The following is a 22,784-nucleotide window of genomic DNA, read 5'->3' on the forward strand; positions in this document are numbered from 1 at the left end:
TGTCGCTCCCGCGAAATCAGCTATGGGGCGGGACTGGTTCAGTTCTCTCGAACCGCGTCCTTGCCGGCACGACTCTGCTCGCTCAAACCCAACGTGCGACGGCCGCTGGGGTCAAGGGGGCCTCGCCCCCTTGCCGCCGGAGGCACTTCCATGAGGAACCGTTGTGAACAACGGATGTCCCTTTGTGGGACCGGCGATGAGGATTCACCGCTCGCTTCGGAATCCCCGCGGGTTGGTGAGGGGGCATCCGGCACGGTGTCCGCGCTTGGACACTCGCTCCTTCAGAGAGATCGAGACAGGCCAGGCCTCCGGCGGGCAGAAGGGCGTTGCCCCTCTGCACTCCCCACCAGGGGTTACCCCCTGGACCCCGGTGCGGTTGCGCGATGGATCGTCCGTCTGCCACACCGCCGGAGCGGGCGGGCTACATGGTCGGCAGCTTGCAGCTCTTGCCCGGCTCGGAGATCAACTTGAGCCGCCGCAAGACGCGGTAGCCGTTGTACATCAACGTGTCACGAAGCGGACGCTGACCGATCGGCAACGGATTCTTGAACCAGCGGCGGAGCCGGTCATTCACCTGATAGAGCGTCCGGCGACGGTCCAGGTCCGGCGTGCGGAAGGTGATGCTGAACGAGATCGAGACCTCGCCGCCATTCTGGACCCAGTGCGGATACGTCACCGGGAAGTGGAGTCCGGACCCCGGCTGCAGATCGAACGTCCAGGACTTCGCCTCGAAAGACGGGTCGTACTCCATATTCCGGCCGCGGTCGCAGTAGAAGTGCTCCAGCTGCTTCTCCGGGAGAAGCTGCCGGTCCCGGCCGTCGTACATGTGGATGATCTTCGAGCCGCGGACCTGCAGCAGGAAATTGTGTTCGGGATCAATGTGGATCGGCGTGACCGAACCGGGAGACGTGACGAACAGGAACGCCTGAGCGTTCGTCATCCCCGGGGCGATCGCTTCAGAGTGCTCGACGATCTGCGCCATGCACTCGTCGAGGAGTTCACGGTAGGCAGGATCGCGCTCGACGTGCTTGAGGACGAGCCACGACTTGCACTCGGCGATCCGGCGGATTGTCTCTTCGGCGGAGAGGCCGTTCTGCGGCGTCTTGTCGTGCTCGATGCTGACGGGGATCTGTCCCGCGTTGTATTCGATGCAGCAGGGGGGAAGTTCCTGGGCGAGCTTCAGGATCCGCTCAATCTGGAACAGCGGATGTTCCGCGAGCGAATGCCCGATCAGGAACGGCTGCCGCGTGAAGTGGCTGGCGAACTGGTCCGCGCTGATCCGCAGGAGCGATTCTTGAGCAGGGGCGGCGGCCGAGGTCCGGGCTTCGCGCGTGAGAACGGCAGAGGCAGTCATCGGGAGAACCCTTCGGGAGAGCCGAGGTGGATTGGGAGTCGGGCGGTCGTCTGCTTCGTTTCGGTCGGGCCGGGCCGGGCCGAGCGACTCAGGGCGCGGTTGGGATCGGTCGGATGGTTCGCTTGATCGCTCGCAGGAGGGGAAGCAGTCCCACCAGGAGATTGCCGCGGCGGCGGCCCGTCGACGCAAGCAGGTGCTGGATCGTCCTCTGGTCCTTCCAGAGACGGTTGATCATGAAATGGTTCGGGACCGCACAGGAGTCCATCCACTGCCGCTTCGGGTCGTTGTGCAGGGCCTGGATGTTCTCCAGCTCCAGCTGCACGCCGGGGGAGTAGCGGGCGAGGTCTTCGCGGTAGGCGATCTTGAAAGCGTAGCTCCCGTTTCCGGAGAGGAAGTTCACCTTCATCGCCACGGCGGAGCCGTTGAGGAACAGACCCAGGATCTCGAGCTGGCCCCGTTTCCAGGCCCGTTCGCAGACATCGCGGAAGAAGGCCCGGCTTTCCTCGGACGCGTTGAGCGACGTTCCCGCTTCCCCCTTCCATCCCGAGTCTTCGAGACGGAAGAAGTCAGTGAGCCAGGTGTCGAGCAGGATCTCGTTGTCGAGTTTGCGGAGTTCCACCGTTCCGAGTTCAGCGAGCCGCCGGGACTGGCGGCGGACTTCCTGGCGCTGATGGCTGGAGACGGAGGTGTGGATGTATTCGTCGCCGCTGGAGCTGCGGACCAGGAGAGCCCGGTTGTACGAAGCGACCCAGTGGACGAGCCGCTTCCGCTCGTAGAACACCTGGGTGAGGGCCTTGGCGAAGGGGCCTTCGCCGTGGATCTGAGGCAGTTCCAGGACGCTGGCGGGGAAGCCTTTTGATTCGGTCCAGGCGAAGAAGGCGTTGAGAGTATCGACGAGGTGTCCCTCACGGATCAGCGGGGTCCGGAGGAAGCAGTAGTCGTGGCCCCACAGCTCGTAGGTGGTGACGAGTCCGAGGTGCGAGGTCCGGACGATGAGCGGGAAGAAGCCGACGAGGGCGGGGGGGACGTCCTGCCGTTTGCCTTTGCGGTAGACGAAGACCAAGCGGAAGCGTTCGGAGCGGGCGAGGGCCTGGAGGGCGGGCTCGAACATCCAGCGTTCGTAGTAGACGTTGGGTTCGGCGGCGTGGCGTCCTAGGTCGTCCCAGGCGGCGGCGTGCTTGTCGAGTTCGAAGGCGGTGTCGGCGACTTCGAGCCAGAGGTCTCCGTTGAGCAGGTGGGGAGGCGCGGTCGGCACCGTCGCCGGCGGCAGCAGTTCTGCCGGGACGGGCGAGCTGAAGATGTCGGAGACCGTGGAACGCATCAGCGGTTTGAAGGAGTGTCAGGAAGTGGCCCAGCGTGCGGACAGACAACCTTAGCCCGCAAAGTTCCCTCGACTCTTACGGCCTCGAAAGCTTTGATGATCCGCCACGTGCTGCGGCGCGGCATCGCGGATTAATCGATACAACCCGACCTGGGTGATGCGGATTCTCCTCATTGCGATGGTTTGTTCGGCGACGTCTCTGTTGCGGGGTCGCCGTTCAGTGGTCTTCAGCCGGGTCCAGGGGAACCCTGGTGGGGGATGCAAGGGGGCAACGCCCTCTTGCCCGCCGGAGGCCTGGCCGTCGAGAGATATCTGAAGGAGTGTGTGTGCCCGAACGCGGATACCGTGCCGGATGCCCCCTCACCAACCCGCGGAGAGTCAAAAGCGGACGGTGAGTCCTCAACGCCGGTACCACAAAGGGAACGGCCGTTGTGTCCCACGGTTCCGCTACGAAAGTGCCTCCGGCGGCAAGGGGGTGAGACCCCCTTGACCCCAGCTGCCGTGGCACGTTGGGTTTGAGCTAACGAGTCGCGCCGCCCAGAACGTTGTTCGAGCCAGCGGGATGGGACTTCACTGACCAGGAGACGACGAGTTCGTCGCTGTCAGCCACTCGCGAACGCGCGGGAGCAGCCGCTCGTGCGCATCCTCAAAGACGTAGTGGCCCGCGTCAGCAAGGCGGAACGTTTCCGCGTCCGGGAAGCGCTCGATCCATTCGTCGAGGAAATCCGTCGTGAAGCACCAGTCCTGCTCCCCCCACGGCAGCAGCATCGGGCGACCCCGGAACTGAGCCAGCCCCTGCTCGACTTCAACGAGCCGCTGATAGCTTCGGTGCGTCGGCTGGAGCGGGATGTCTTTCACGAACTCATGGACGGCGACGCGGTGTTCCCAGGAGTCGTAGGGGGCAACGTATCCCGCCTTGATCGCCGGGGTCATGCGCTCGTGGTGGCTGACCGCCATGGTCAGGGCGGCGACGCTGAAGAGGTTCATCCCTTTGACGCCGATGGCTCCCAGTCCCGGCACGCGGCAGATCGAGATCCGCAGCGGGATCCGCTTGGAGCGGAAGGCGGCGGTGTTCATGAGGCAGAAGCGGCGGAAGCGATCCGGCCGGCGAACGGCGGCTCCCATGCCGATGCAGCCCCCCCAGTCGTGGCCGAAGAGGGTGATGTCCTTGAGGCCGAGCCGGTCGATGAGCGTGACCAGGTTGTCGATGTGCTGGCCGAGGGTGTAGGAGTAGTCGAGGGGCTTGTCGGAGCGGCCGCAGCCGACGTGGTCGACGGCGATGCAGCGGTGGTCGCGGGAGAGGTCTTTGACGAAGTTCCGCCAGGCGAAGCTCCAGGTCGGATTGCCGTGGACGAAGAGGAGGGTGGGGCCTTGTCCCTCGTCGACATAGCGGTACTGCACGCCGTCCAGGTCGAGGGCATGGGGTGCGAAAGGGTATTCGTTCGCGAAGGGGGCGGTCGAGAACGGGAGTCGCGCGTCGGAGTCGGGTGTGGCGGCAGCGGCGGCGGGATCGGTCACGACGGTCTCGGAAGTCGGCGGAGGGAAAGTTAGAGACTTTCGCGAATTGTGGTCGTGAGAGCAAATCACGGTTCCGGGCGGCCCAAACCGTCATCTTTTCTCTGCTCCAACACCGTCCTGGCCGGCACAGCGCTGATAGCTCAAACCCATCGTTCCACGGCAGCTGGGGTCAAGGGGCCAAGGAAACAACACAGGCCCCCTTGCCGCCGGAGGCATTTTCGTAGCGGAACCGTGGGACACAACGGATGTTCGCCTTGTGGGACCGGCGTTGAGGATTCCACGCTCGCCCTGGAATCCCTGCGGGTTGGTGAGGGGGCATCCGGCACGGCGTCCGCGCTTGGACACGTAGTCTTTCAGACATCTCTCGACGGCCAGGCCTCCGGCGGGCAAGAGGGCGTTGCCCCCTTGCATCCCCCACCAGGGTCGCCCCTGGACCCGGTTAGGGGTCGATCGATGTTTCTCGCAGAGACTTGGCCGCTTCTTCCGGCGGAACGGCATTGATGTAGAACCCGCTCCCCCACTCAAAACCCGCCACACCCGACAACCGCGGAAAGATCTCAATGTGCCACGCATAATGCGGCAACTCGGGCCCGAACGGTGCCGTGTGCAACACAAAGTTGTACGGCGGATCATCCAGACACGCCTCCATCTTCATCAGCGTCTGCTTCAGCACGACCCCCAACTCCTCAATGGCGTGCTTCGTCACATTCTCATAATGGCTGGACTGCGCCTTCGGCACGATCCACGTCTCAAACGGGAACCGGCTCGCAAACGGACAGAAGACCAGGAAGTCCGGCGTATCAATCACGACCCGCTTGTCGGTCGCCAGCTCCTGCTGAATCATGTCGGAGTAAATGCACCGGCCCCGATACCGGAAATACGCCTCCGACCCGTCGAGCTCTTCTTGAACGGCGATCGGAACGATCGGATTCACGATCAGCTGCGAGTGCGAATGCGGCAACGTCGCCCCCGCCCTGGCACCCTTGTTCTTGAAGATCAGCCCGTGAACGAGCCGCTGATCCCGCTTCAGGTCGACGAGCCGGTCCCGATAGATCCACAGGATCTCCCGGATGTTCTCCACCGACAGCCGCGCCATGTTGGTCTCGAAGTGCGGGCACTCCACGATCACCTCGTGAGCCCCCACCCCGGTCATCTTGTCGTACATCCCGTCGCCGCGACGCTCGAGCGGATGGTTCACGCCCAGGGCCGGAAACCGGTTCGGGATCACGCGGACCCGCCAGCCCGGCCCGTTCGGGTTGGTCCCGTGATGCCGGTAGGCAATGATCTCCGGCGTCGTGGCGTCTTCGTTCCCTTCCAGGAACGGGTCGTACGCGCCGGGGGGAACTTCATCCACGGCGCGAAGGTTCTGCGGCCGGCTGATCCGTTCCGGGGCGATGATGACCCAGCGGCCGACGATCGGGTCTTTCCGAAGTTCCGACATGACATGCTCTCTCTTTCGATGCGCCTCAGGCGTTGCAGTTTTCTAGTGCGTCGACGCCGTGCGCGAAAGATGGCCTGATTGAAAACCACGCCATCAGCCTACAATTCAGGAACGCGAGTCACTATCGGCCGGTCCGCCGCAGGGCCGCCGGCCGCGACACGGAAAGCGAGCGTCATGCGACAGGATCTGTTGAGCCCCGAACGCCTGGAACAGGGCTACGTCATTGTCCTCCCCGGAATCGAGGGACACAGCTTCTGGAACAAGAGCATCGTCAACGGGCTCGTCGATGCCGGCCTCCCTTACGGAATCGAGATCCACGACTGGACCTTTACCCGGCACATCCCGCTCATCAACCTCCGCTTCGGCCGCCACCACCGCTCCCAGTCAGACATCATCGCCGGCAAGATCGTCCGCTACCGCGAACAGCATCCCGACGCCCCGCTCTATCTCATCGGCCACTCCGGCGGCGGGGCGATGACCCTCTACTCCCTGGCGAAGCTTCCCGAGGGGGTGAACGTCACCGGCGGACTGCTGCTGGGCCCGGCGATCAGTCCCGTCTATGACCTGCAGCCCGCTCTGCAGCACACGACGCGCGGCCTCTGGAATTTCCCCTCGGTGTTCGACGTCCTCTTCCTGGCGCTGGGGACGACGATCTTCGGCACGATCGACGGCCACCACTGGGCCGCGGCCGGGTGTCTCGGCTTCCGGGGAACCGAGTGTCCAACCGGCGAGGCCTGCCTCGATCCGCACTACCGCGAGATCCCGTTCCGCTTCGAGATGTCGCGGCACTGGAACTTCGGGGGCCATTTCGGCTACGTGAACCGCCGGTTCGTGGCGCACTGGCTCGCTCCGATCCTCCGCGGGGGCGACGTCCCCCGGCACGCGCTGGGACGGATCGCCCGCAGAGTGGTCGAGGACCTGGGGACGAGGGTCTAGGGACCGAAGAGGAGTGGACCTTCCAACCGGATTGAGACTGGCCACTTCTAAGGACACCATCAATGCGAAGCCTCTTCTCCCTGGACTCTCGTCCCTAGATCCTCGTCCCCCCTCCTCCTCTCGACTCTCAAGAACAATGGACTACCGGGACGACGCCGACTCCAGCCGGACGATCTTCGATGAAGAACCCGCGCCGCCGCCTCCCCCACCGCCGCCGAGCGGCTGCTGGAAGTGGTTCCGCCGGTTCCTGCTGTTCTGCTTCGTGATGTTCCTGCTCGTCGCGGCGGGGATCGGCTGGCTCTACTGGACCACCCACCAGGTCCCGGAGTTCTACCAGGAGGCTCTGGCGGTCGAGACCCCCGAGCGGGCCGAGCAGCGGAAGGTCGAGGCGGTCCAGCTTCAACAGGAGGTCGAACAGCTCGGCGAGACGATCCAGGCGGGACAGGCCTGGGACTACGAGATCACACAGGACCAGATCAACGCCTGGCTGGCCGAGGAGCTTCCGAAGCACCCCGGCGAGTGGCCCAGGGAACTCCAGAACCCGCGGATCGCGATCGAAGAGGGGCGGATCCAGCTCGGGGCGACGGTCGACACGCCGATCTGGAAAGGGGTCGGCACCCTCGCCCTCCGCCCGCGGTTCGAGCCGCCGCAGACCTTCGTGTTCGACATCGACGCCGTCCGCGTGGGCCAGCTCGCGATCCCCATCGAACAGATCCGGGCCGAACTGCCGCAACTGGAAGAGGGCTCGGGCATCGAGCGCGACCCGCGGACGGGAGGGTATCGGTTGCGGTACCGGCTCAAGGACAAGGAACTCAAGACGCTCCGTCTGACCGCGATGGAGGTCGCCAAGGGGCGGCTCCGGTTCAAGGGGGAAGCGCTTCCGGTGCCGGATCAGCCGGCCGAACCGGGAGAGGATCCCTCGGCCGAAAACATGCCCGAAGGAAAGCGGCCGCGCGAGACGCCGCCGGACGATTCGTCCGACAAGCCGACGGAGAAGACGCCGGCTCCCACTCCTGACCGGTAAGCCCGGGCCGTCTGCGAACGCGCGGAATTCATTCGGTTCCTCTGATCCGAGGGGAGCGCGGCTGCGTATTGGCGGGATGCCCTTCTTCGAGCGCATTCGGTCGATCTCCCGCGGCCACCGGGTTGGAGCGGGCGCGATCCTGCTTGGCGTCCTGGCGACCTACTATGGTCTGGCGATCGTGAGTTCCCCGACGGGGCCCGCGATCGCGGCGCACTCCTGGACTGTCGCCGCTCGGGGGCTCGTTGGTCTCAAGACGCCGACGGTCGAGGAGATGGAGCCGGTGGATCAGGCTCGATTTTGGCTGGGGAAGATCAAGTCGCTGGATTCACAAGACCCTGAGGTGCTATGCGGCGCCGCGTGGATCCTGAGCGAGCCGAATCCAAGGCACATCCACCGTAAGCTCAAGCGGCCTTCTTTTCCGTTTGATCAGACGTCTGCTGGTCTCGTTCCTCCCGTAATCTTTGACGAAGAGGCGATCCGCCGCGCGGAGAAGGAATTCGAGACGCTTTGTCAGGGAACACGTCTGGATCTGGTCGTGCGGGCTACGTCGCTTCAACCAGAGAATCGGGAACTCTGGCGGGCGCGTGCGAGGTTGCTGTCTCGAAGCGGGATCTTCGCCGGAAAAGAATCCTCACGCAGCGATCATTGGTTCGCGGCCTTGAGCGAGGGGGCTCGTCACGATCCAGAGAACTCGCTCTACGATCTGATGGTGGCCGTGCAGCGTTTTCGCGAAGGGGCTCGGCTGGACTTCGCTCAGGAACGCGTTGAGCTCCAGATTCATGACGACGCGAAGTTCCAGGACGGACTTCGGCATCTGGAAGCGGCTCTGGCCCGAACGCATCTGCAGTTCGGATGCGATCGTTTCCTTTGGTGCTGGAAGTTCGTCTCCCAGGCCGATGACGTGCGTGCAGACCCGGTCAAATCGCTGGCGGGTCTGACTATGAGTGTCCAGGAGCCCTTTCTGCTGCGGGAGATTACCCAGTGGCAGGCGGCCCGCGCCCACCTCGTGGCGGAACAGAAGGACCTGAAGCAGGCGGCGAAAATCCTGTCGGAGACTCGCCAGATCGTTGACCAGTGCGCGGTGCGGGAGGGGAATGACGTCATCCTGGCCACAATCCGTCCCGTGGTACTACGCACCGTGCTCGGAACACAGGTCTTCTTTGGAGAACGGTATCCCGGGATCTTCACACCGGCGGAACTGGAAGCAATTCGTCGGGAACAACAGTCGGTCATGGATGTCGAGAAGCTCCTCCTGAAGCGAACCGATCTGCCGGCGCAGACACCCGAGGGCCTGGAGAAAGGAGTTGGGACTTCACTGGGTGTCTTGGCGTCTCACGTTCCTGCCTCGCTGGCGCCGCTCCTTGTCCTGTGCGGTGCGGCGTGGGGGATTGGAAAGGCATTCGGCCGGAGGGCTTCTCCGAATCCGGTTGCCTCGATCGCATGGTGGCAGATCGCGCTCCTGTGGGGAGTGGCGTTGGCGTCGACGGTTGCCACAGCGTTCGCGATGACTTTCTTCTCACGTAGCGGAGGGACGGCGGGGCACTTGGGAGTGCTGCGGGACGTTCCTCTGGAGCGGTTGCGCCGAGTGGCGGTGGCGTTAGTCACGTGGGCGAACTTTCCCCTGGAGTGGCTTCTTCCAGTGGGGGTGCTGGCAGGATTGGCGCTCTGGCGGTGGGGCTCGTCCCGCCTTTCACGCAGACAACAGGACCTGGCGGAGCCGCGGCCGACGCTGCGACACCGGATCGTCGGTTTCGCGCGGGGCGGGGTGCGATGTCTGTGGCCTGTCGCTGTTTTGGGGCTGGCCTTTCATCTGCTGTTCCTGCCGACGCTGATTCGGAAGATCGATGCCCGCGATCGAGACTATCCGCTTCAACTGGAACCGCAGACGCGATGGAACGAGGTCGATCAGCGTCTCAAGTCGCCCTGACCGGCTCCTCGACGGACGGCGCAACCTGGGATCGCTGGACGCGCACGACCTCGCTCTCGACCATAAACCGATTCTCATCGGGAACTGGCGGAGAGGGTCGGAATGGTGCTCGTTCGACTTCTTGCGGTGCTTGTGTGTCTCGTGAACTGCGGCGCGGCGCTTGCGGCTGGGCCGGTACGGAAGATTGTGCTCATCGCCGGGCCGAAGAGTCATGGGCCGATCGGGAACGGGATTCACGACTACCCGTGGTCCGTGAAGCTTCTCAAGGTGATGCTCGACAACTCGAACGTCGCCGGGCAGGTGAAGGTGGAGTATCACCTCGACGGCTGGCCGAAGGAGGCCGCGACCCTCGACGACGCCGACACGATCATGGTCGTCAGCGACGGCCGAGACGGGGACAAGTACGAGGAGATGCCGCCGCTCCAGGGTCCGGAGCGGGTCGCGCAGGTTCAGAAGCAGATCGACCGGGGTTGCGGGTTCCTGACGTTCCACTTCTCGACCTTTGCGCCGGACCAGTACGCCGCGCAGGTCCTCGACTGGACGGGGGGCTATTTCGACTGGGAGGAGAACGGCGAGCGGAAGTGGTACTCGGCGATCAATACCCAGGACGCGAAGGTCGAGTTGCCGCATCCGGACCATCCGGTCTGCCGCGGAGTCGGCCCGTTCCAGATGAAGGAAGAGTTCTACTTCAACATCCGCTTCAGCCAGGTGACGCCGCTCCTGGCGGTTCCTTCGCTGCCGGGACGGGAGAACGATGGGAAGGTGGTGGCCTGGGCTCGCGAGCGGGCCAGCGGCGGCCGCGGGTTCGGGACGACCTGCGGGCACTTCTATGACAACTGGCGGAACGAGGCGTTCCGGAAGCTGATCCTCAATGCCATCTGCTGGACCGCGCGGGTGGACGTTCCGGAAGGGGGAGTGGTCGGCAAGTTCTACACGCACGCCGAGATCACGGCGGCGCTGGCTGGCATCCGGGGGACCGAGCGGGCGGTTGTCGACGACAAGCCGATCCGGGTCCTGATCCTGGCGGGCAACGACGCCCACAAGTGGCACAACTGGGAGAAGACGACGCCGGTCATCCAGGCCCAGCTTGAGAAGGATCCGCGGGTACGTGTCGAGATAACGCACGATCCCGAGGGCGCGTTCCCGTCGCTGAAGGAGAAGTGCGACGTCTTGGTCCAGAACTCGTACGCGAACTGGCACGACAAGACGCCACTCTCCGAGAAGGCCCGGTCGGGCTTGGTGTCGTTTCTCGAAGGAGGGGGCGGACTCGTTCTCGTGCACTTCGGCAACGGGGCCTGGAATTTTTCCCTGCCGATGGGGGGGGAGTCCGACTGGCCGGAGTATCGGAAGATCGCCCGGCGGGTCTGGAACCATCACGGCGAAGGGGAAGCGAAGAGCGGCCATGATGCCTTCGGCCGGTTCAGCGTGGCGCCGACATCGACCTCGCATGAGCTGACCCGGGGGCTGAAGCCGTTCGAGGTCGATGACGAGCTCTACTTCCGCCAGGACGGGGCCGAGCCGATCGAGCCGCTGATCACCGCTCTCTCCAAGGTGACGAAGCGGGCTGAGCCGCTCGCTTGGACCTACACCTACGGACAGGGGCGCATCTTCCAGACGCTGCTCGGCCACAGCGAGAAGACTTACGCCGCCTTCGAGCCGTGCGAGATGCTCCGCCGGGGCGTCGCCTGGGCTGCCCGTCGGAAGGTCGTCGAGCTGGACCCGCAGTCCGCTCCGCCGGAAGCGGCGGCTCCGATGGCCGCTGCCGCGCCGGCGGTCCCTCCGGGTCGGGCGGTGCTTGGCGAGGGACGGTTCGGCCGGGCGCTCGATGCCCGGACCGGGGGACTGTTCCTGCCGGCGACCGATCCGATGCGGAACGCACCGGTCAGCGTGAGTTGCTGGACGAAGCTCGACGGCAAGACCGGGTTCAACATCCTGATCGCCAGCGAGGAGAAATCGTCGGCGAGCCATTGGGAGATGTACTCCTATGCGGGCTCGGGAGTCTTCAGCGTCTACATGCCGGGCCGCGGCGGGGAGTACAAGACGACGGCCGACATTGCCGACGGCCAGTGGCATCACGTCGGGATGGTCTTCGAAGCGAAGCGGCTGCGGCTGTACGTCGATGGCCACATGGCTCTCGACAAGGCGGTTCCGGAACCGGTGAAGACTTCGACGGGGGGCCCCATCGCGGTGGGGCGGCTAGTCGAAGCGGGGATCGGCTGTGCCGGGCTGGTCGATGATCTGACGATCCGCGGGGGTGTCCATCCGTTCGAGACGCTGCCGACCGAACCGGCCAAGGCCGATGACACGACGCTGGGAGTTTGGCCGTTCGACGAACTGAGCGAGAACGGGACGAGTCCCGATCGATCGTCCGGGAAGCGGGACGCAGCCTCGAAGCCGGTCCTTTCGGCGCTTGAGGAGGCGAAGCGGAAGGCGGCCGCCGCCCCTCTTCCAGCGAAGCCGAACCACTGGGGGAAGGAGGCGGTCGGGTTCGACTGGACGGAGCAGGACTCGGTCGACAACCGCTGGCAGCAGACCGACATCGGCCCGTTCCTGGCCTATACGGTCCCGCTTCCGGAGGGGCCGGTCCGCAAGGGGCTGGCGATCAAGGTCGGGCCGGGGTGGGCGGCGTCCGGTGAGACGCCCGCGGCACCGCGGGCGGTCGCTCTCTACGACACGCAGCACATGCAGCTTCGAGGGGTCTGGACCGGTGGGTTTCTCCGGTTTGATCCGGCCCGGTACGGGATCATCGGGATGCCGAAGATCGACGGGGTGCTGCAGTTCTCGTCCCGCGAGAGTCCGGCCTGGTCGATCGCCGGGGCCAAACCGCCGGCGAAGGGCCCGGTGGTCGTGCAGTACCTCGGCATGAGCGACCAGGCCGACGGACCGCGGCTGCGGTTTCGCGTCGGGGCGACGCCGGTCACGGAACGGATCGCGGTGGCGGGTACCCGCGAGAATCCGGTCCTCGTGCGGACGATCACGCTCGATCCGCACGAGGCGCCGTTCGAGCTGACGCTTTTCGACGCGCCCGCCGCGAAGCTTGAGATGGCGCAACAGGGATCGATCACCCGGCTCCAGCTTGAGCAGCGGGATCGCCGCGTGTCGCTGGTGATCCGGGCCGAGGTGGCGCTGGATCCGATCACCCAGGAAGGGGGGAAGACGATTCGATTGGGTGTCCGGATTCCCCCTTCGACGACGCGGCAGACGATTGTGATCGGCTGTCGGTCGGCCTTGGCGACTGCCGCTTCCGATGAGGCCTCGCTCGCCAAGGCCGTGGAAACGACCTCGTCCGGGGCTACGACGGCCGCGCCGCGGCGGTGGGGCGACGGGCTCGTGACCGCGGGGCAGCTCGGAGCCGATCAGCAGGGGTTCGCGCTCGACACGTTGGCTCTTCCGTTTGACAACCCCTGGAAGGCCCTGCTCTTTACGACCGGCGTCGGGTTCTTTGACCGGACGGCCCGCGCGGCCGCGACGCCTGCTTCACTGCACGGGCGTCCCGACCTTGCGGTCTGCACGGTTCATGGCGACGTCTGGACCGTGAGCGGTCTCGATGCGGAGCTGAAATCGCTCCGCTGGCGGCGGTTCGCCACGGGGCTCTATCAGCCGCTGGGACTCGTGGTGGTTGGCGACGACGTCTACGTCCTCGGCCGGGATCAGATCACCCGGCTTCGCGACACCGACGGGAACGGCGAAGCGGACGAGTACGACTGCGTCAACAACCTCTACGAGACCTCGGCCGGGGGGCACGACTACGTCGCCTGCCTGGAACGTGACCCCGGCGGCGACTTCTATCTGGTCCACGCGACCCAGGGTGTCCTGCGGGCCTCGGGAGATGGCCGCGCGCTCGATGTCGTGGCTTCCGGTCTGCGGAACCCGAACGGGATGGGGTTCGCGATGGTCGACGGGAAGCCGGTCGTCACCGCTGCTCCGCAGGAGGGGGAGTGGACGCCGGGGTCGGCGATCTACAGGGTCCGTCCCGGCGAGCACTACGGTTATCCCGGGCCGCGCGGCGCGAAGGGGACGATCACTCCGACGCTGGCCCTGGAAGAGCCGCTCGCGAAGCTCGGCGTCGGGGCTCCCTACTGCTGGATTCCGCGGCGGACCGACAACTCCTGCGGCGGTCAGACCTGGATCGACCCCGAGCTGTGGGGGAACCTTGGCCGGCACTGGCTGCATCACTCCTTCGGCCAGTGTACGACGATGCTGGTCGTTCCGGACGGGAGTTTTCCCGATCTCCAGGGGGCGACGGTCCCGCTGCCGCTGACGTTCGACTCGGGGATCTGCCGCGGCCGGTTCCGGAAGGAGGATGGCCACCTGTATGCCGTCGGACTGCGGGGGTGGGTCACGTCCGCCACGCAGGACGGTTGCCTCCAGCGGGTCCGCCGGACCGAGACGCCGACGGGCCTGCCGGTCGCCTGGAAGGGGTTCCGCAACGGCCTCGAGATCCAGTTTGCCGAGCCGCTCGACCGGGGGACCGCGCAGGACCCGGGGAGCTATCACGTCGAAGCCTGGAACTACCGGTACTCGGTCGCCTACGGCTCACCCGACTGGAAGGTTTCCCGAGAAGCGGAAGAGGGGCATGACGAGCTTGTCGTGAAGTCGGCGACATTGCTCCGGCCCGATACGGTCTTCCTGGAGATCGATCCGCTCCCGGTCGCCTGTCAGGCGACGGTCCAGTACGCGTTGGCCCACGCTTCCGGAGCGCCGATCCGCAACACGCTCGCGGCGACGCTGCACAGAGTCCCGGACGCGACCGTAGACCCCGCGCTCCTCAATCGCGAGCGGGCCCCGGGACAGCTTGCCGAGGCGGAACAGGCCCGCTTGCGGCCGGGGATTCTCGTTCGCTGGCAGCAGGGGGACCGCCGGGATGTCGAGCGGCGGCGGATGGCGGCGATCGTCTCGACCGCTGGAGAGCCGGCGACGCCGTTCCTGGAACCGGGGCCGGTCTCGGCCGTACTCGAGGGGTATCTGAAGGTCCCGCTCCGCGGGCACTACGACTTCCGTGTCGAGGGTGCGGCCAAGGGAACCGCCTTCGAGATCAATGGCCAGCCGGTCTCTCTCGTGAGCCGTTCCGACGGACGTTCGGCGGCGACGGAATCTCCGGTAGCACTCCACGCCGGCTACAACCGGGTCCGGCTGAGTCTTGCGGAAGGGGATCATCCGGCGCTTCGCCTGTTCTGGTCCGCGCCCGAGTTCGCGGAGGAGCCGGTCCCGCCGACCGTCTTATGGTGCAACGGTGAGGAGGCCGAGCTGGTCCGCGCGGAGCAGCTTCGCCGCGGCCGGGACCTGTATCTCGACCGTCTCTGTGCCCGGTGTCATGGCGGGGAGACGAGTCCCGCGGCTCCCCTCGAAATGGGGGCCGTGGCGTCGACGCTGAAGGGTCGCCGACAGCAACTTCGCCCGGCGTGGCTGCGGAGGTTCCTGCGTGGCGACGGGAGCTCCGTGGAATCCCATTCGCGGATGCCTCAGCTTTACGACAAGACGAAGCCTGACGACGAGGTGGAGGTCATGATCGTGGCCGCGATGCTGGGAGCTCGGGCGAGTGGCGGCGAGCCTGAGCCGCGTCCGGCGCTCGGCTCTGCCGAGCAGGGACGGGTCCTCTACGAAGACCTCGGCTGCATCGCCTGCCATCGTCTCGGGGGTGACGACTCGGCGGATTCCCGTCGGTCGTTGGCGGAGGTCGGCGAAAAATTCCATCCGGCGGGACTGATCGCCTATCTTCAGAACCCGCACTCCGACGACCCTTGGAGCGGAATGCCGGCCTTTGGGCTGAGTGCCGCGGAGGCGGCTGACCTGGCGGCCCTGCTGCTGCCGGAGGGGTATGACTGGCACGAGAAGCCCCGGCCAACCGATGGTCCGGCGAGCGTCAGCGTTTCGAAGGAAAAGGACCTGTCGTTCGGGACATTGTGGCGCGGCCGCGGCTGCAACCGTTGTCATGAGCTGGAACGGCCGGCGGAGGAGCCGGCGGACCAATGGGTGCCCGATCGGAGGCAGCCCGTCGCCATCCGGGACGTGACGAAGGGGTGTCTGGCGGGGCTACCGACCCGCGCGTCCCGATGGGGACAGATTCCCGACTACGGGTTCTCCGCGGAGGACCGGGGAGCACTGTCCACGTTCCTCTCGGCGGAGGGAGCGAAGACGCTGACCCGCGACACGGCGGTCGACGCCAGCCGCCGACTGGTCGAACGACTCAACTGCCAGGCGTGTCATTCGCGCGACTCGGCGGTCAGTCCTCGCGGTGGGCTCGTCGCGGAGGAGAGCGACCGCGGTCTCGCGCCGGAGACGTTACCCACACTGACTTGGGCCGGCGAGAAACTTCACACCGACTGGATCGCCGGACTCCTGGAGGGAAAGCATCCGCAGCGGCCTCGACCGTGGCTCAAGGCCCGGATGCCGGCGTTCCCGGCCTATGCCGGGGTGCTCGCCCGGGGGCTGGCGGCGGAGCATGGGCTGGCGCCGAGTTCGGGGCGCGATTCGAAGCCGCAGGATCCGGGCCTGGCCGAGCAGGGGCTGCGGCTCGTCGACAAGTCGGCTCTCGACTGCCGGCAGTGCCACGGTCTGGGGGACCAGCCGCCGACGGGGGATGCCAAGACGCTCCTGGCGCCGGGGATCAATTTTGCCCTCGTGCCGGCGCGGATCCAGCCGGAGTACTACGGCCGGTTCACGCTCGATCCCCCCCGCTTCGACGTGACGACCCGGATGCCGAAGCTGGCGATCGACGGCCGGACGACGAAGGTGAAAGAGATCCTGGACGGCGACGCGCGGAAGCAGTTCCAGGCGATCTGGCAGTTCCTGGTCGAGAACTCGGGTCGGTAGGGAGAGAGGACGAAAGTCTCTCTGTTGGGCTCGGTGCCTCGCGGGTGCGTTCGCTGGATGGCAGCAGGTGATCTCTCGCTCAGTCCCACCGGGTCCAGGGGGCACCCTGGTCAGGGGGGTCAGGGGGTGCAGGGGGCAGAATGCCCCTTGCCCGCCGGAGGCCTGGCCGTCGAGAGATGTCTGAAGGAGAGCGTGTCCAATCGCGGACACCGTGTCGTACGCCCTCTCACCAACCCGCGGGGATTGCGACGCGAGCGATGTGTTTTGATGGAGTCCTCAACGCCGGTGCCACAAAGGGGACATCCGTTGTGTCCCACGGGTCCTCATAGAAATGCCTCCGGCGGCAAGGGGGCCTGTGTTGTTTCTCTGGCCCCTTGACCCCGGCTGCCGTGGCACGTTGGGTTTGAGCAAGCACAGTCGTGCCGGCAGGCACGCGGTTCGACCCCCATGCAGCAAATGCACCCATGCCTCTCCGTGGTTCCCGATCCAGTGTCTTAAAGGCTGGAAAAACGGAGTTCACAGAGAAACACAGAGAGGATCCCGAGAGATCACGTACCCGCAGTCAGTCGATAGTGCTTGAGAGCGTTGCCGGACCAGAGCTTTCGCTGCTGGTCGGCGGGACGTTCGCGGATGATCTGGGTCAGGGCGTCGACCCAGCCGCGGAGGCTGCCGCCGAGGAGGCAGACGGGCCAGTCGCCGCCGAAGACGACCCGGTCGGGGCCGAAGGCGTCCAGGCAGTGGTTGATGATCGGCGCGAGGGTTTCGGCGGCCGGCTTTCCTTTGGGGAGGAAGGCGATCACGCCGGAGATCTTGCAGATCACGTTCGGTCGGGCAGCGAACCCGTCGATGCCCCGCTTCCATTCGTCGGCGGTGTGGGAGGCGGGTTTATCGGGGTCGAGGTTCTTGTGGAAGGCGCGGGGGTCGCCGTTGCCGCAGTGGTCGAGGATGAAGCGGTTACTTGGACACTGCTCAGTCAGTTTTACCCCGTCGAGCAGTTCCGTAGGGCGCATGCAGAGGTCGAAGCTGTGGTCCTGCGGGGCGAGTAAGCGGATATTGTCGATGAACGTCTTCGTCAGGCATGTTCCCTTAGGCGTGGCGTCCGAGTGGAGGACTCGGCGGACTCCCCGGACGTATGGCGAATTGAGAGCGGATCCGATCAGCCCTGGGAACGCGTCGCTTTCCGGGCTTCCTCCGATCACCGCGGCGGCCATGGTGGACTGTCCGCCCTTGGCGATGTCGATCACGTGCCGCGCCTCAATGGCCAGTTCGTCGCGGGCTACGTCCACCTCCATGTAGACCGACTTGACCCTCAGCCCGGTGGTCGCCTCGGCGTATTCCTTGAGGTGGTAGGTGCGGTTCAGGATCTCGGGTGCTCCCGAGAGCCACGGAAGGTGGAGGGTTTTGAGGTCCCAGAGGTGCTGGTGGGTGTCGACGATGAGGGCCCGGGGGTCCTGTTCGGCGGCGAGTGTGGAGCCGGCGGCGAGGGCCGCGGTGGAGAGGACGGAGGACTGGAGAAAGTCGCGTCGAGAGAGCATTTGGCCGACTCCGGTGGTGCCATCGGGGGATGGGGGAGTCTACCGTGGGCGGCAGGTGCGCCCCAGCGTGGCGCTTTCCAAGTGCGACAGCAGAGCCGGGGTCAAGGGGGCCTCGCCCCCTTGCCGCCGGAGGCACTTCCACGAGGAACCGTGGTCAACAACGGGCGATCATTTTAGGGAACCGGCGTTGAGGACTCACCGCTCGGTCCGCAATCGCCGCGGGTTGATGTGGGGGCATCCGGCACGGTGTCCGCGTTTGGACACGATCTCCTTCAGACGTCTCTCGACGGCCAGGCCTCCGGCGGGCAAGAGGGCGTTGCCCCCTTGCATCCCCCACCAGGGGTTTCCCCCTGGACCCCGGTTAGGTTTTGCTGCCTACAGAGCGCCGCTGCCCTTCAGGACGACACTGATCGTTCGCAACAGAATCCGCAGGTCATTCATCGCACTGCAGTTCCTGAGATACACCAGGTCGTATGCGACCTTCCGCCGGAATCCCTCAATATCGTTGTCATACCCGTTCTCAATCTGGGCCACTCCCGTCAGCCCCGGCTGCAAACCCAACCGGTCCAGATAGCGAGGCACCTCATCCGACAACTTCTTGATGAACTCCGGTCGCTCCGGCCGCGGACCAACCAGCGACATCTCCCCTTTCAGCACATTCCACAACTGCGGCAGCTCATCGAGACGCGTCTTGCGGAGAAACCGCCCGATCGGCGTCACCCGCTTGTCACCGGCCACCGCAAACTGGGCCCCATTCTTCTCAGCATCAGTCCGCATCGTGCGGAACTTGTACAACGTGAAGTGCCGGCCATACGCCTGGGCCTGCCGGCGGTCACTGCCGGGAACCCGCCGCTCACCAGTCTCGGCCGGCGGGGCATCGCTTCGCGTCCGGCGGTCCGGCCCCACCGTCCGCAGGTTCAGGCCGACCCGCGTCTGACGGAAGATCACCGGGCCGCGTGAGGTCAGCCGCACCGCGATTGCCACCAGCAGCATCAGCGGAGACAGGACAATCAGCATGACCGTCGCCAGGACAACGTCCATCGCCCGCTTCAGGAACCGCGTCGTGGCCCCGAGGTCGTGAATGTTCTGACGTCCATCCCCGCCAGGGACCTTCGCCAGCCACAGGACCGGCTTGATTTCGGCGGCGGCCGGCGCGGCGTAGGAGGCCAGGTCCGGCGAGCCGTTCGGCGCGTCCGCGTTTGCCGCGGCGGATGAGGATGTCGAAAAAGTCGTCTGGGCGGTCATCGTGTCGTCTCCGAACGGATCGGTCGCCACAAACTTAGGTTACGCGCCGCCGATTCCCGCTCAGGCAAGCAGTTCTTCGCCCAAATGGGGGACTTCGTGCCGCAACACGTCCGTCCAATCCGCGCTTCCGGACTTTCCGGTTGAAACGAAGGAAGCGGTCGCAGCGGATTGTGGCCCCGCACAACACGCAAATCCGGACCTTGTCGCAGACTCCCCGCCTCCTTCCCCCGTTTTCCACTCCAGTTGCCCGACAAACTCCGCCCCCCGGGAAAACTCGACGCATAGTTAGGGCGAAGGAGTCTACCCCGAGAGACCCCGGAGGACGGCCCAGGGAACAGAGCCGTCGCCGAGGGGCGTCTCCCTTTTCCCCAAAAGGTTATGTCATGCACAAAGTGAAGGAGGCGGATCCCGAGCTCGTCGTCAGCCGACGAGACCGGAACGACCGCCGGATTCGGCTGGATCGCCGCCGACCCAAAGACCCCGAGTACAAGGCGCCCGAGCGCCGCAACGACGATCGCCGCACTGTCGAGCGGCGGCGGCAGATCGACCCCACCACCTGCGAACGCGACTATCAGCCGGATGAAGTCGAGTTCATGAAGGCGATGGACGACTACAAGCGCCGCAGCGGACGGATGTTCCCGACGTGGAGCGAAGTCCTTGAAGTCATCCGCGACCTGGGATACCGCAAGGTGGCGGAACGGTCCCAGACATACGACGCGGTTCCGGTCACGGCGGAAGCCGACTGATCGCCGGGGAGCGGTCCGCCGTCGGCAATCCGCTGTCGGCGACACCGGGATGACCCTGCTCCCGGAATGGATTCCTTCCTGCAGAGAGCTGACGGCGGACGCCGACAGCTCGATATCAGACGTCCTCCGGCGGTGGCGTGGGAGCGTGAGTTTCCGCGCCACCGTCTTTTCTTGTTGAGAACCGTCGACGCTCAGCCCTCGAGACTCCACAGCGCCACGGGCTGTCCCGCCGGTTCGGCCGGCTTCGCAGGCGGACTCTCGACGAGGTGATCGCACAGCGACACCAGGGCCGAAACCGACAGGCCGAACGGGGTCTCGCCCAGTTCGCTCCCCGTCTCTTCGAACAGTTCCCGGGCCCGGGTCGCGTGTCTCCGGACTCCTTCGGGAAGTCCCTCGTAGACCTTCACTCCTGCGGCCGCGAGCTTGATCAGCCCTTTCAGGAAATCGGCGACCGCTCCACGTCGTCCGGCCGCGTTCCAGACCGCTTCCCATGCCTCATGGGCCTCCCAGTAATACCCGGCCCGAAACAGGTCGAGCCCCTCCCGGAACGCCGGGCAGGCGCCGGGATTGAGCGGGTCGGGAGCCACGCAGGACCGTTCCGGACTGCCGTACGAGTGTCCTGCCGGATCGCGTGTCGGATGCGGCTTCTTGCCGGGGACATACGTATAGGGAGGACGCACGAAGGCTCCGGCGGTTGGCCAGGGGAAGGCGAGAAATGGCGGACTCAGGAGATGCCCGAAACGGCGGGCCGGAGGGCGGATTCGCCGATTCCTGCCGCGGCCGCGATGTAGGCTTGCGGCACACTCTTGCGAGCCAGCGAATGTCGCCACATTGCCACACCTGCGGAGCCCCGGTCAACACACTCGTCTCGGCGGGAAGGCTCTCCTGCGACTACTGCGGGACCGTCCACAACCTGCGTCCCGAAGCGCTTTCGAGCGATCGGGTCTCGTGGATCAACGAGGAGGCGGATCACGCCTGCCCGAACTGCCGGATCCCTCTCTCGCGGGCGCTCGTCGACGCGGAGAAGGTCGAGGCCTGCCGCCAGTGCCTCGGGATCCTGATGGTCCGCGAGGGGTTCTCGACGGTCATCGAGTCCCGCCGGTCGCTGTTCCGCGGCACCGAAGTGGCCCCCGTCCTCTATGACCCCCGGGCGCTCGAGCACTCGCTGGACTGTCCTGCCTGCCAGAAGCGGATGGAGACGCATCCGTACTACGGGCCGGGCAACGTGGTCATCGACTCCTGCCACGCCTGCGCCCTGATCTGGGTCGATACCGGCGAACTGACGCAGATCGAGAAGGCCCCCGGTCGTCGCGGCTGGGAGCCCGAGGCCGCCGCGGTTCCGGCGGATTACTCCTTCGGCGCGGAAGCGGGCTTCTCCGGCTTGTCCCGTCCGGCCGGGTCGGGATTGGGCAACACGCTGCTTTCGGTTCTGGTCCGCTCGATCCTGCCCCACATGTGACCGCCGACTTTGCCGTGGCTCCATGTCCCGGCGTAGCGCTCGCCGTCGAAAAGGATGCAGGCGCCGAACTCCTTCCCGAGGAGCGGAATCGAAAGGTCCCGCACCGACAGGACCGGCGTCTCTCCGGCGAAGTCGACCTTCACCGGGACAGGGACAACGACATCCACGTCGCCGTACTTCACGCGGGAGTGGATCATCCACTTGCCGTCCTTGACCTTCTCCGCCTTGGAGATCGTGTACCGGTCTTCCTTGGGCGTCCCTTTCCGGCCGTCCACGGAGAAGGAGCCGACGAGGTCCGCGCCGGTCATCAGCTCGGCGAAGGCCTTCTCGGCGTCGTTCATCTCGACGGCGGGCTTCTTCGGCTTCGCCGGCTCCTTGTCGTCGGCGATGAGCTCCGGAGAGGCGGTCAGGATCGCCGTCAGCAGCAGGGCCAGAGACGAGACGAGTCGCATGATGTTCTCCCGCGTCGATCGCGTTCCCGGTTCGGGAGACGCGGGCGGGCCGCATGTTCCATTGGATGCGGCGCGCCAAAGGACCGGATCGGAACGGTATCCCGGGACGAGCGGCCCGGACGGTCTCGCGGGGCGGAGTGAGGAACCGACCCGCGGCTGGAGACGATCACGTCTTCGGAGTGACTTCTTCGCCGTCACTTCTTCTCGTCGGGCTTCTTTTCCTCAGCCGGCTTCTTGTCCTCGGCCTTCTTCTCTTCAGCGGGCTTCTTCTCCTCCGCTTTCTTTTCTTCGGCCTTCTTTTCCTCAGGCTTCTTCTCGTCCGGCTTCTTCGCTTCGTCCTTCTTGGGCTCTTCCTTCTTCGGTTCTTCGACCTTCACCGGGACGAGGGTGACTTCGCCGATCACCTTGCACTCGGGCAGGGCGGTCTTGAGCGCGGCCATTCCTTCGGGCGTGACCTTGGACTGCCAGACGTAGACCCGCTGCAGTTTCTTGCAGTTGGCCAGGCTCTTGAGGCCGGCGTCCGTCACCTGCGTGTTGTAGACGTTCAGGTACTGCAGGTTTTCGAGACCCGCCAGATGGGCCAGCCCTGCGTCGCCGACGGCGGTCTTCTCGAGGTGCAGCTTTTCGATCGTCTTGAGGCCTGCCAGATGGGCCAGCCCTGCGTCGGTGATCTTGGTGTTTGCCAGATTGACCCAGACCACATTGGGCAGCTTGGCGATCAGGGCGAGGTGCTCGTCCTTGACCTCCTTGTCGGCGAGGTGCAGCGAGACCTCCAGCCGGGGATCGTTCTGGGCGATCTCCATCACGTTGCCGCCGAGCGCCTTGATGGCCGCCACGACCGCCGGATCGGGCTTGGGGGCGTCCGCCTTGGGCGCGTCGGCCTTCACGGCCTGGGCCTTCGCCGCGTCGTCGGCCGCCGCAGTCGATGTCAGGGCCAATCCCAGAATCAGCGTCCAGATCGAGCGACTCATGCCGTTTCTCCCTCGTCAAACTTCGCAAGAACGCCCTGCCGG

Annotated in this window: 15 protein-coding genes; 6 read left to right on the forward strand and 9 right to left on the reverse strand. The window is 65.7% G+C overall.

What is annotated here, in order from left to right:
- Positions 1–421: 421 nt before the first annotated feature.
- The 4 genes from VT03_RS16410 to galT form a co-directional block, all read right to left on the reverse strand.
- Positions 422–1,354 carry a cupin-like domain-containing protein gene (locus tag VT03_RS16410; RefSeq protein ID WP_075093976.1) on the reverse strand — a complete coding sequence of 311 codons (933 nt, stop codon included), beginning with the start codon at positions 1,352–1,354 and terminating at the stop codon, positions 422–424.
- 88 nt (positions 1,355–1,442) lie between these two features.
- Positions 1,443–2,675 (reverse strand): GNAT family N-acetyltransferase, encoded by a 1,233-nt coding sequence (locus tag VT03_RS16415; protein WP_075093977.1) that lies wholly within the window; start codon positions 2,673–2,675, stop codon positions 1,443–1,445.
- A 570-nt stretch (positions 2,676–3,245) separates the two neighbouring features.
- Positions 3,246–4,193, reverse strand: coding sequence for an alpha/beta fold hydrolase (locus VT03_RS16420; RefSeq protein ID WP_082846270.1), 948 nt, complete (start codon positions 4,191–4,193; stop codon positions 3,246–3,248).
- Positions 4,194–4,632: 439 nt separating this feature from the next.
- Positions 4,633–5,634 carry a galactose-1-phosphate uridylyltransferase gene (galT, locus tag VT03_RS16425; protein WP_075093978.1) on the reverse strand — a complete coding sequence of 334 codons (1,002 nt, stop codon included), beginning with the start codon at positions 5,632–5,634 and terminating at the stop codon, positions 4,633–4,635.
- Positions 5,635–5,808: 174 nt separating this feature from the next.
- Here galT and VT03_RS16430 point away from each other — a divergent pair, with 174 nt between their 5' ends.
- From VT03_RS16430 to VT03_RS16445, 4 genes are all read left to right on the forward strand, one after another.
- Complete coding sequence (locus VT03_RS16430) at positions 5,809–6,570, forward strand: hypothetical protein (RefSeq protein ID WP_075093979.1); 762 nt, start codon at positions 5,809–5,811, stop codon at positions 6,568–6,570.
- Positions 6,571–6,706: 136 nt separating this feature from the next.
- Positions 6,707–7,594 (forward strand): hypothetical protein, encoded by an 888-nt coding sequence (locus VT03_RS16435; RefSeq protein ID WP_075093980.1) that lies wholly within the window; start codon positions 6,707–6,709, stop codon positions 7,592–7,594.
- Between the two features lie 76 nt (positions 7,595–7,670).
- Entirely contained in the window at positions 7,671–9,521 is a 1,851-nt protein-coding gene (locus VT03_RS16440; protein ID WP_075093981.1) for a hypothetical protein, read from the forward strand.
- Between the two features lie 102 nt (positions 9,522–9,623).
- Positions 9,624–16,334, forward strand: coding sequence for a ThuA domain-containing protein (locus VT03_RS16445; protein ID WP_075093982.1), 6,711 nt, complete (start codon positions 9,624–9,626; stop codon positions 16,332–16,334).
- A gap of 548 nt (positions 16,335–16,882) precedes the next feature.
- On the opposite strand, the gene VT03_RS16450 is transcribed toward VT03_RS16445, so the two are convergent.
- Both VT03_RS16450 and VT03_RS16455 read right to left on the reverse strand, forming a co-directional pair.
- The gene (locus VT03_RS16450) at positions 16,883–17,869 is read right to left on the reverse strand and encodes an amidohydrolase family protein (RefSeq protein ID WP_075093983.1); all 987 of its coding nucleotides are present in this window, start codon (positions 17,867–17,869) and stop codon (positions 16,883–16,885) included.
- 375 nt (positions 17,870–18,244) lie between these two features.
- The gene (locus VT03_RS16455; protein WP_075097155.1) at positions 18,245–19,114 is read right to left on the reverse strand and encodes a sugar transferase; all 870 of its coding nucleotides are present in this window, start codon (positions 19,112–19,114) and stop codon (positions 18,245–18,247) included.
- A 383-nt stretch (positions 19,115–19,497) separates the two neighbouring features.
- Here VT03_RS16455 and VT03_RS16460 point away from each other — a divergent pair, with 383 nt between their 5' ends.
- Positions 19,498–19,860 (forward strand): hypothetical protein, encoded by a 363-nt coding sequence (locus VT03_RS16460; protein ID WP_075093984.1) that lies wholly within the window; start codon positions 19,498–19,500, stop codon positions 19,858–19,860.
- 191 nt (positions 19,861–20,051) lie between these two features.
- Here the strand turns inward: VT03_RS16460 and VT03_RS16465 are convergent, their stop codons facing one another.
- On the reverse strand, positions 20,052–20,540 hold the full coding sequence (locus VT03_RS16465) for a DUF309 domain-containing protein (protein WP_075093985.1): 489 nt from the start codon (positions 20,538–20,540) through the stop codon (positions 20,052–20,054).
- Positions 20,541–20,680: 140 nt separating this feature from the next.
- Here VT03_RS16465 and VT03_RS16470 point away from each other — a divergent pair, with 140 nt between their 5' ends.
- The gene (locus VT03_RS16470) at positions 20,681–21,319 is read left to right on the forward strand and encodes a zf-TFIIB domain-containing protein (protein ID WP_075093986.1); all 639 of its coding nucleotides are present in this window, start codon (positions 20,681–20,683) and stop codon (positions 21,317–21,319) included.
- Here the strand turns inward: VT03_RS16470 and VT03_RS33565 are convergent.
- Positions 21,208–21,771 (reverse strand): hypothetical protein, encoded by a 564-nt coding sequence (locus VT03_RS33565; protein ID WP_156514549.1) that lies wholly within the window; start codon positions 21,769–21,771, stop codon positions 21,208–21,210. The two genes, VT03_RS16470 and VT03_RS33565, sit on opposite strands and share 112 nt — an antisense overlap.
- A gap of 194 nt (positions 21,772–21,965) precedes the next feature.
- Positions 21,966–22,742 carry a hypothetical protein gene (locus tag VT03_RS16480; RefSeq protein ID WP_075093988.1) on the reverse strand — a complete coding sequence of 259 codons (777 nt, stop codon included), beginning with the start codon at positions 22,740–22,742 and terminating at the stop codon, positions 21,966–21,968.
- Positions 22,743–22,784: the final 42 nt, after the last annotated feature.

Origin of the sequence: Planctomyces sp. SH-PL14 (assembly GCF_001610835.1) — a bacterium.
GTDB lineage: Bacteria > Planctomycetota > Planctomycetia > Planctomycetales > Planctomycetaceae > Planctomyces_A.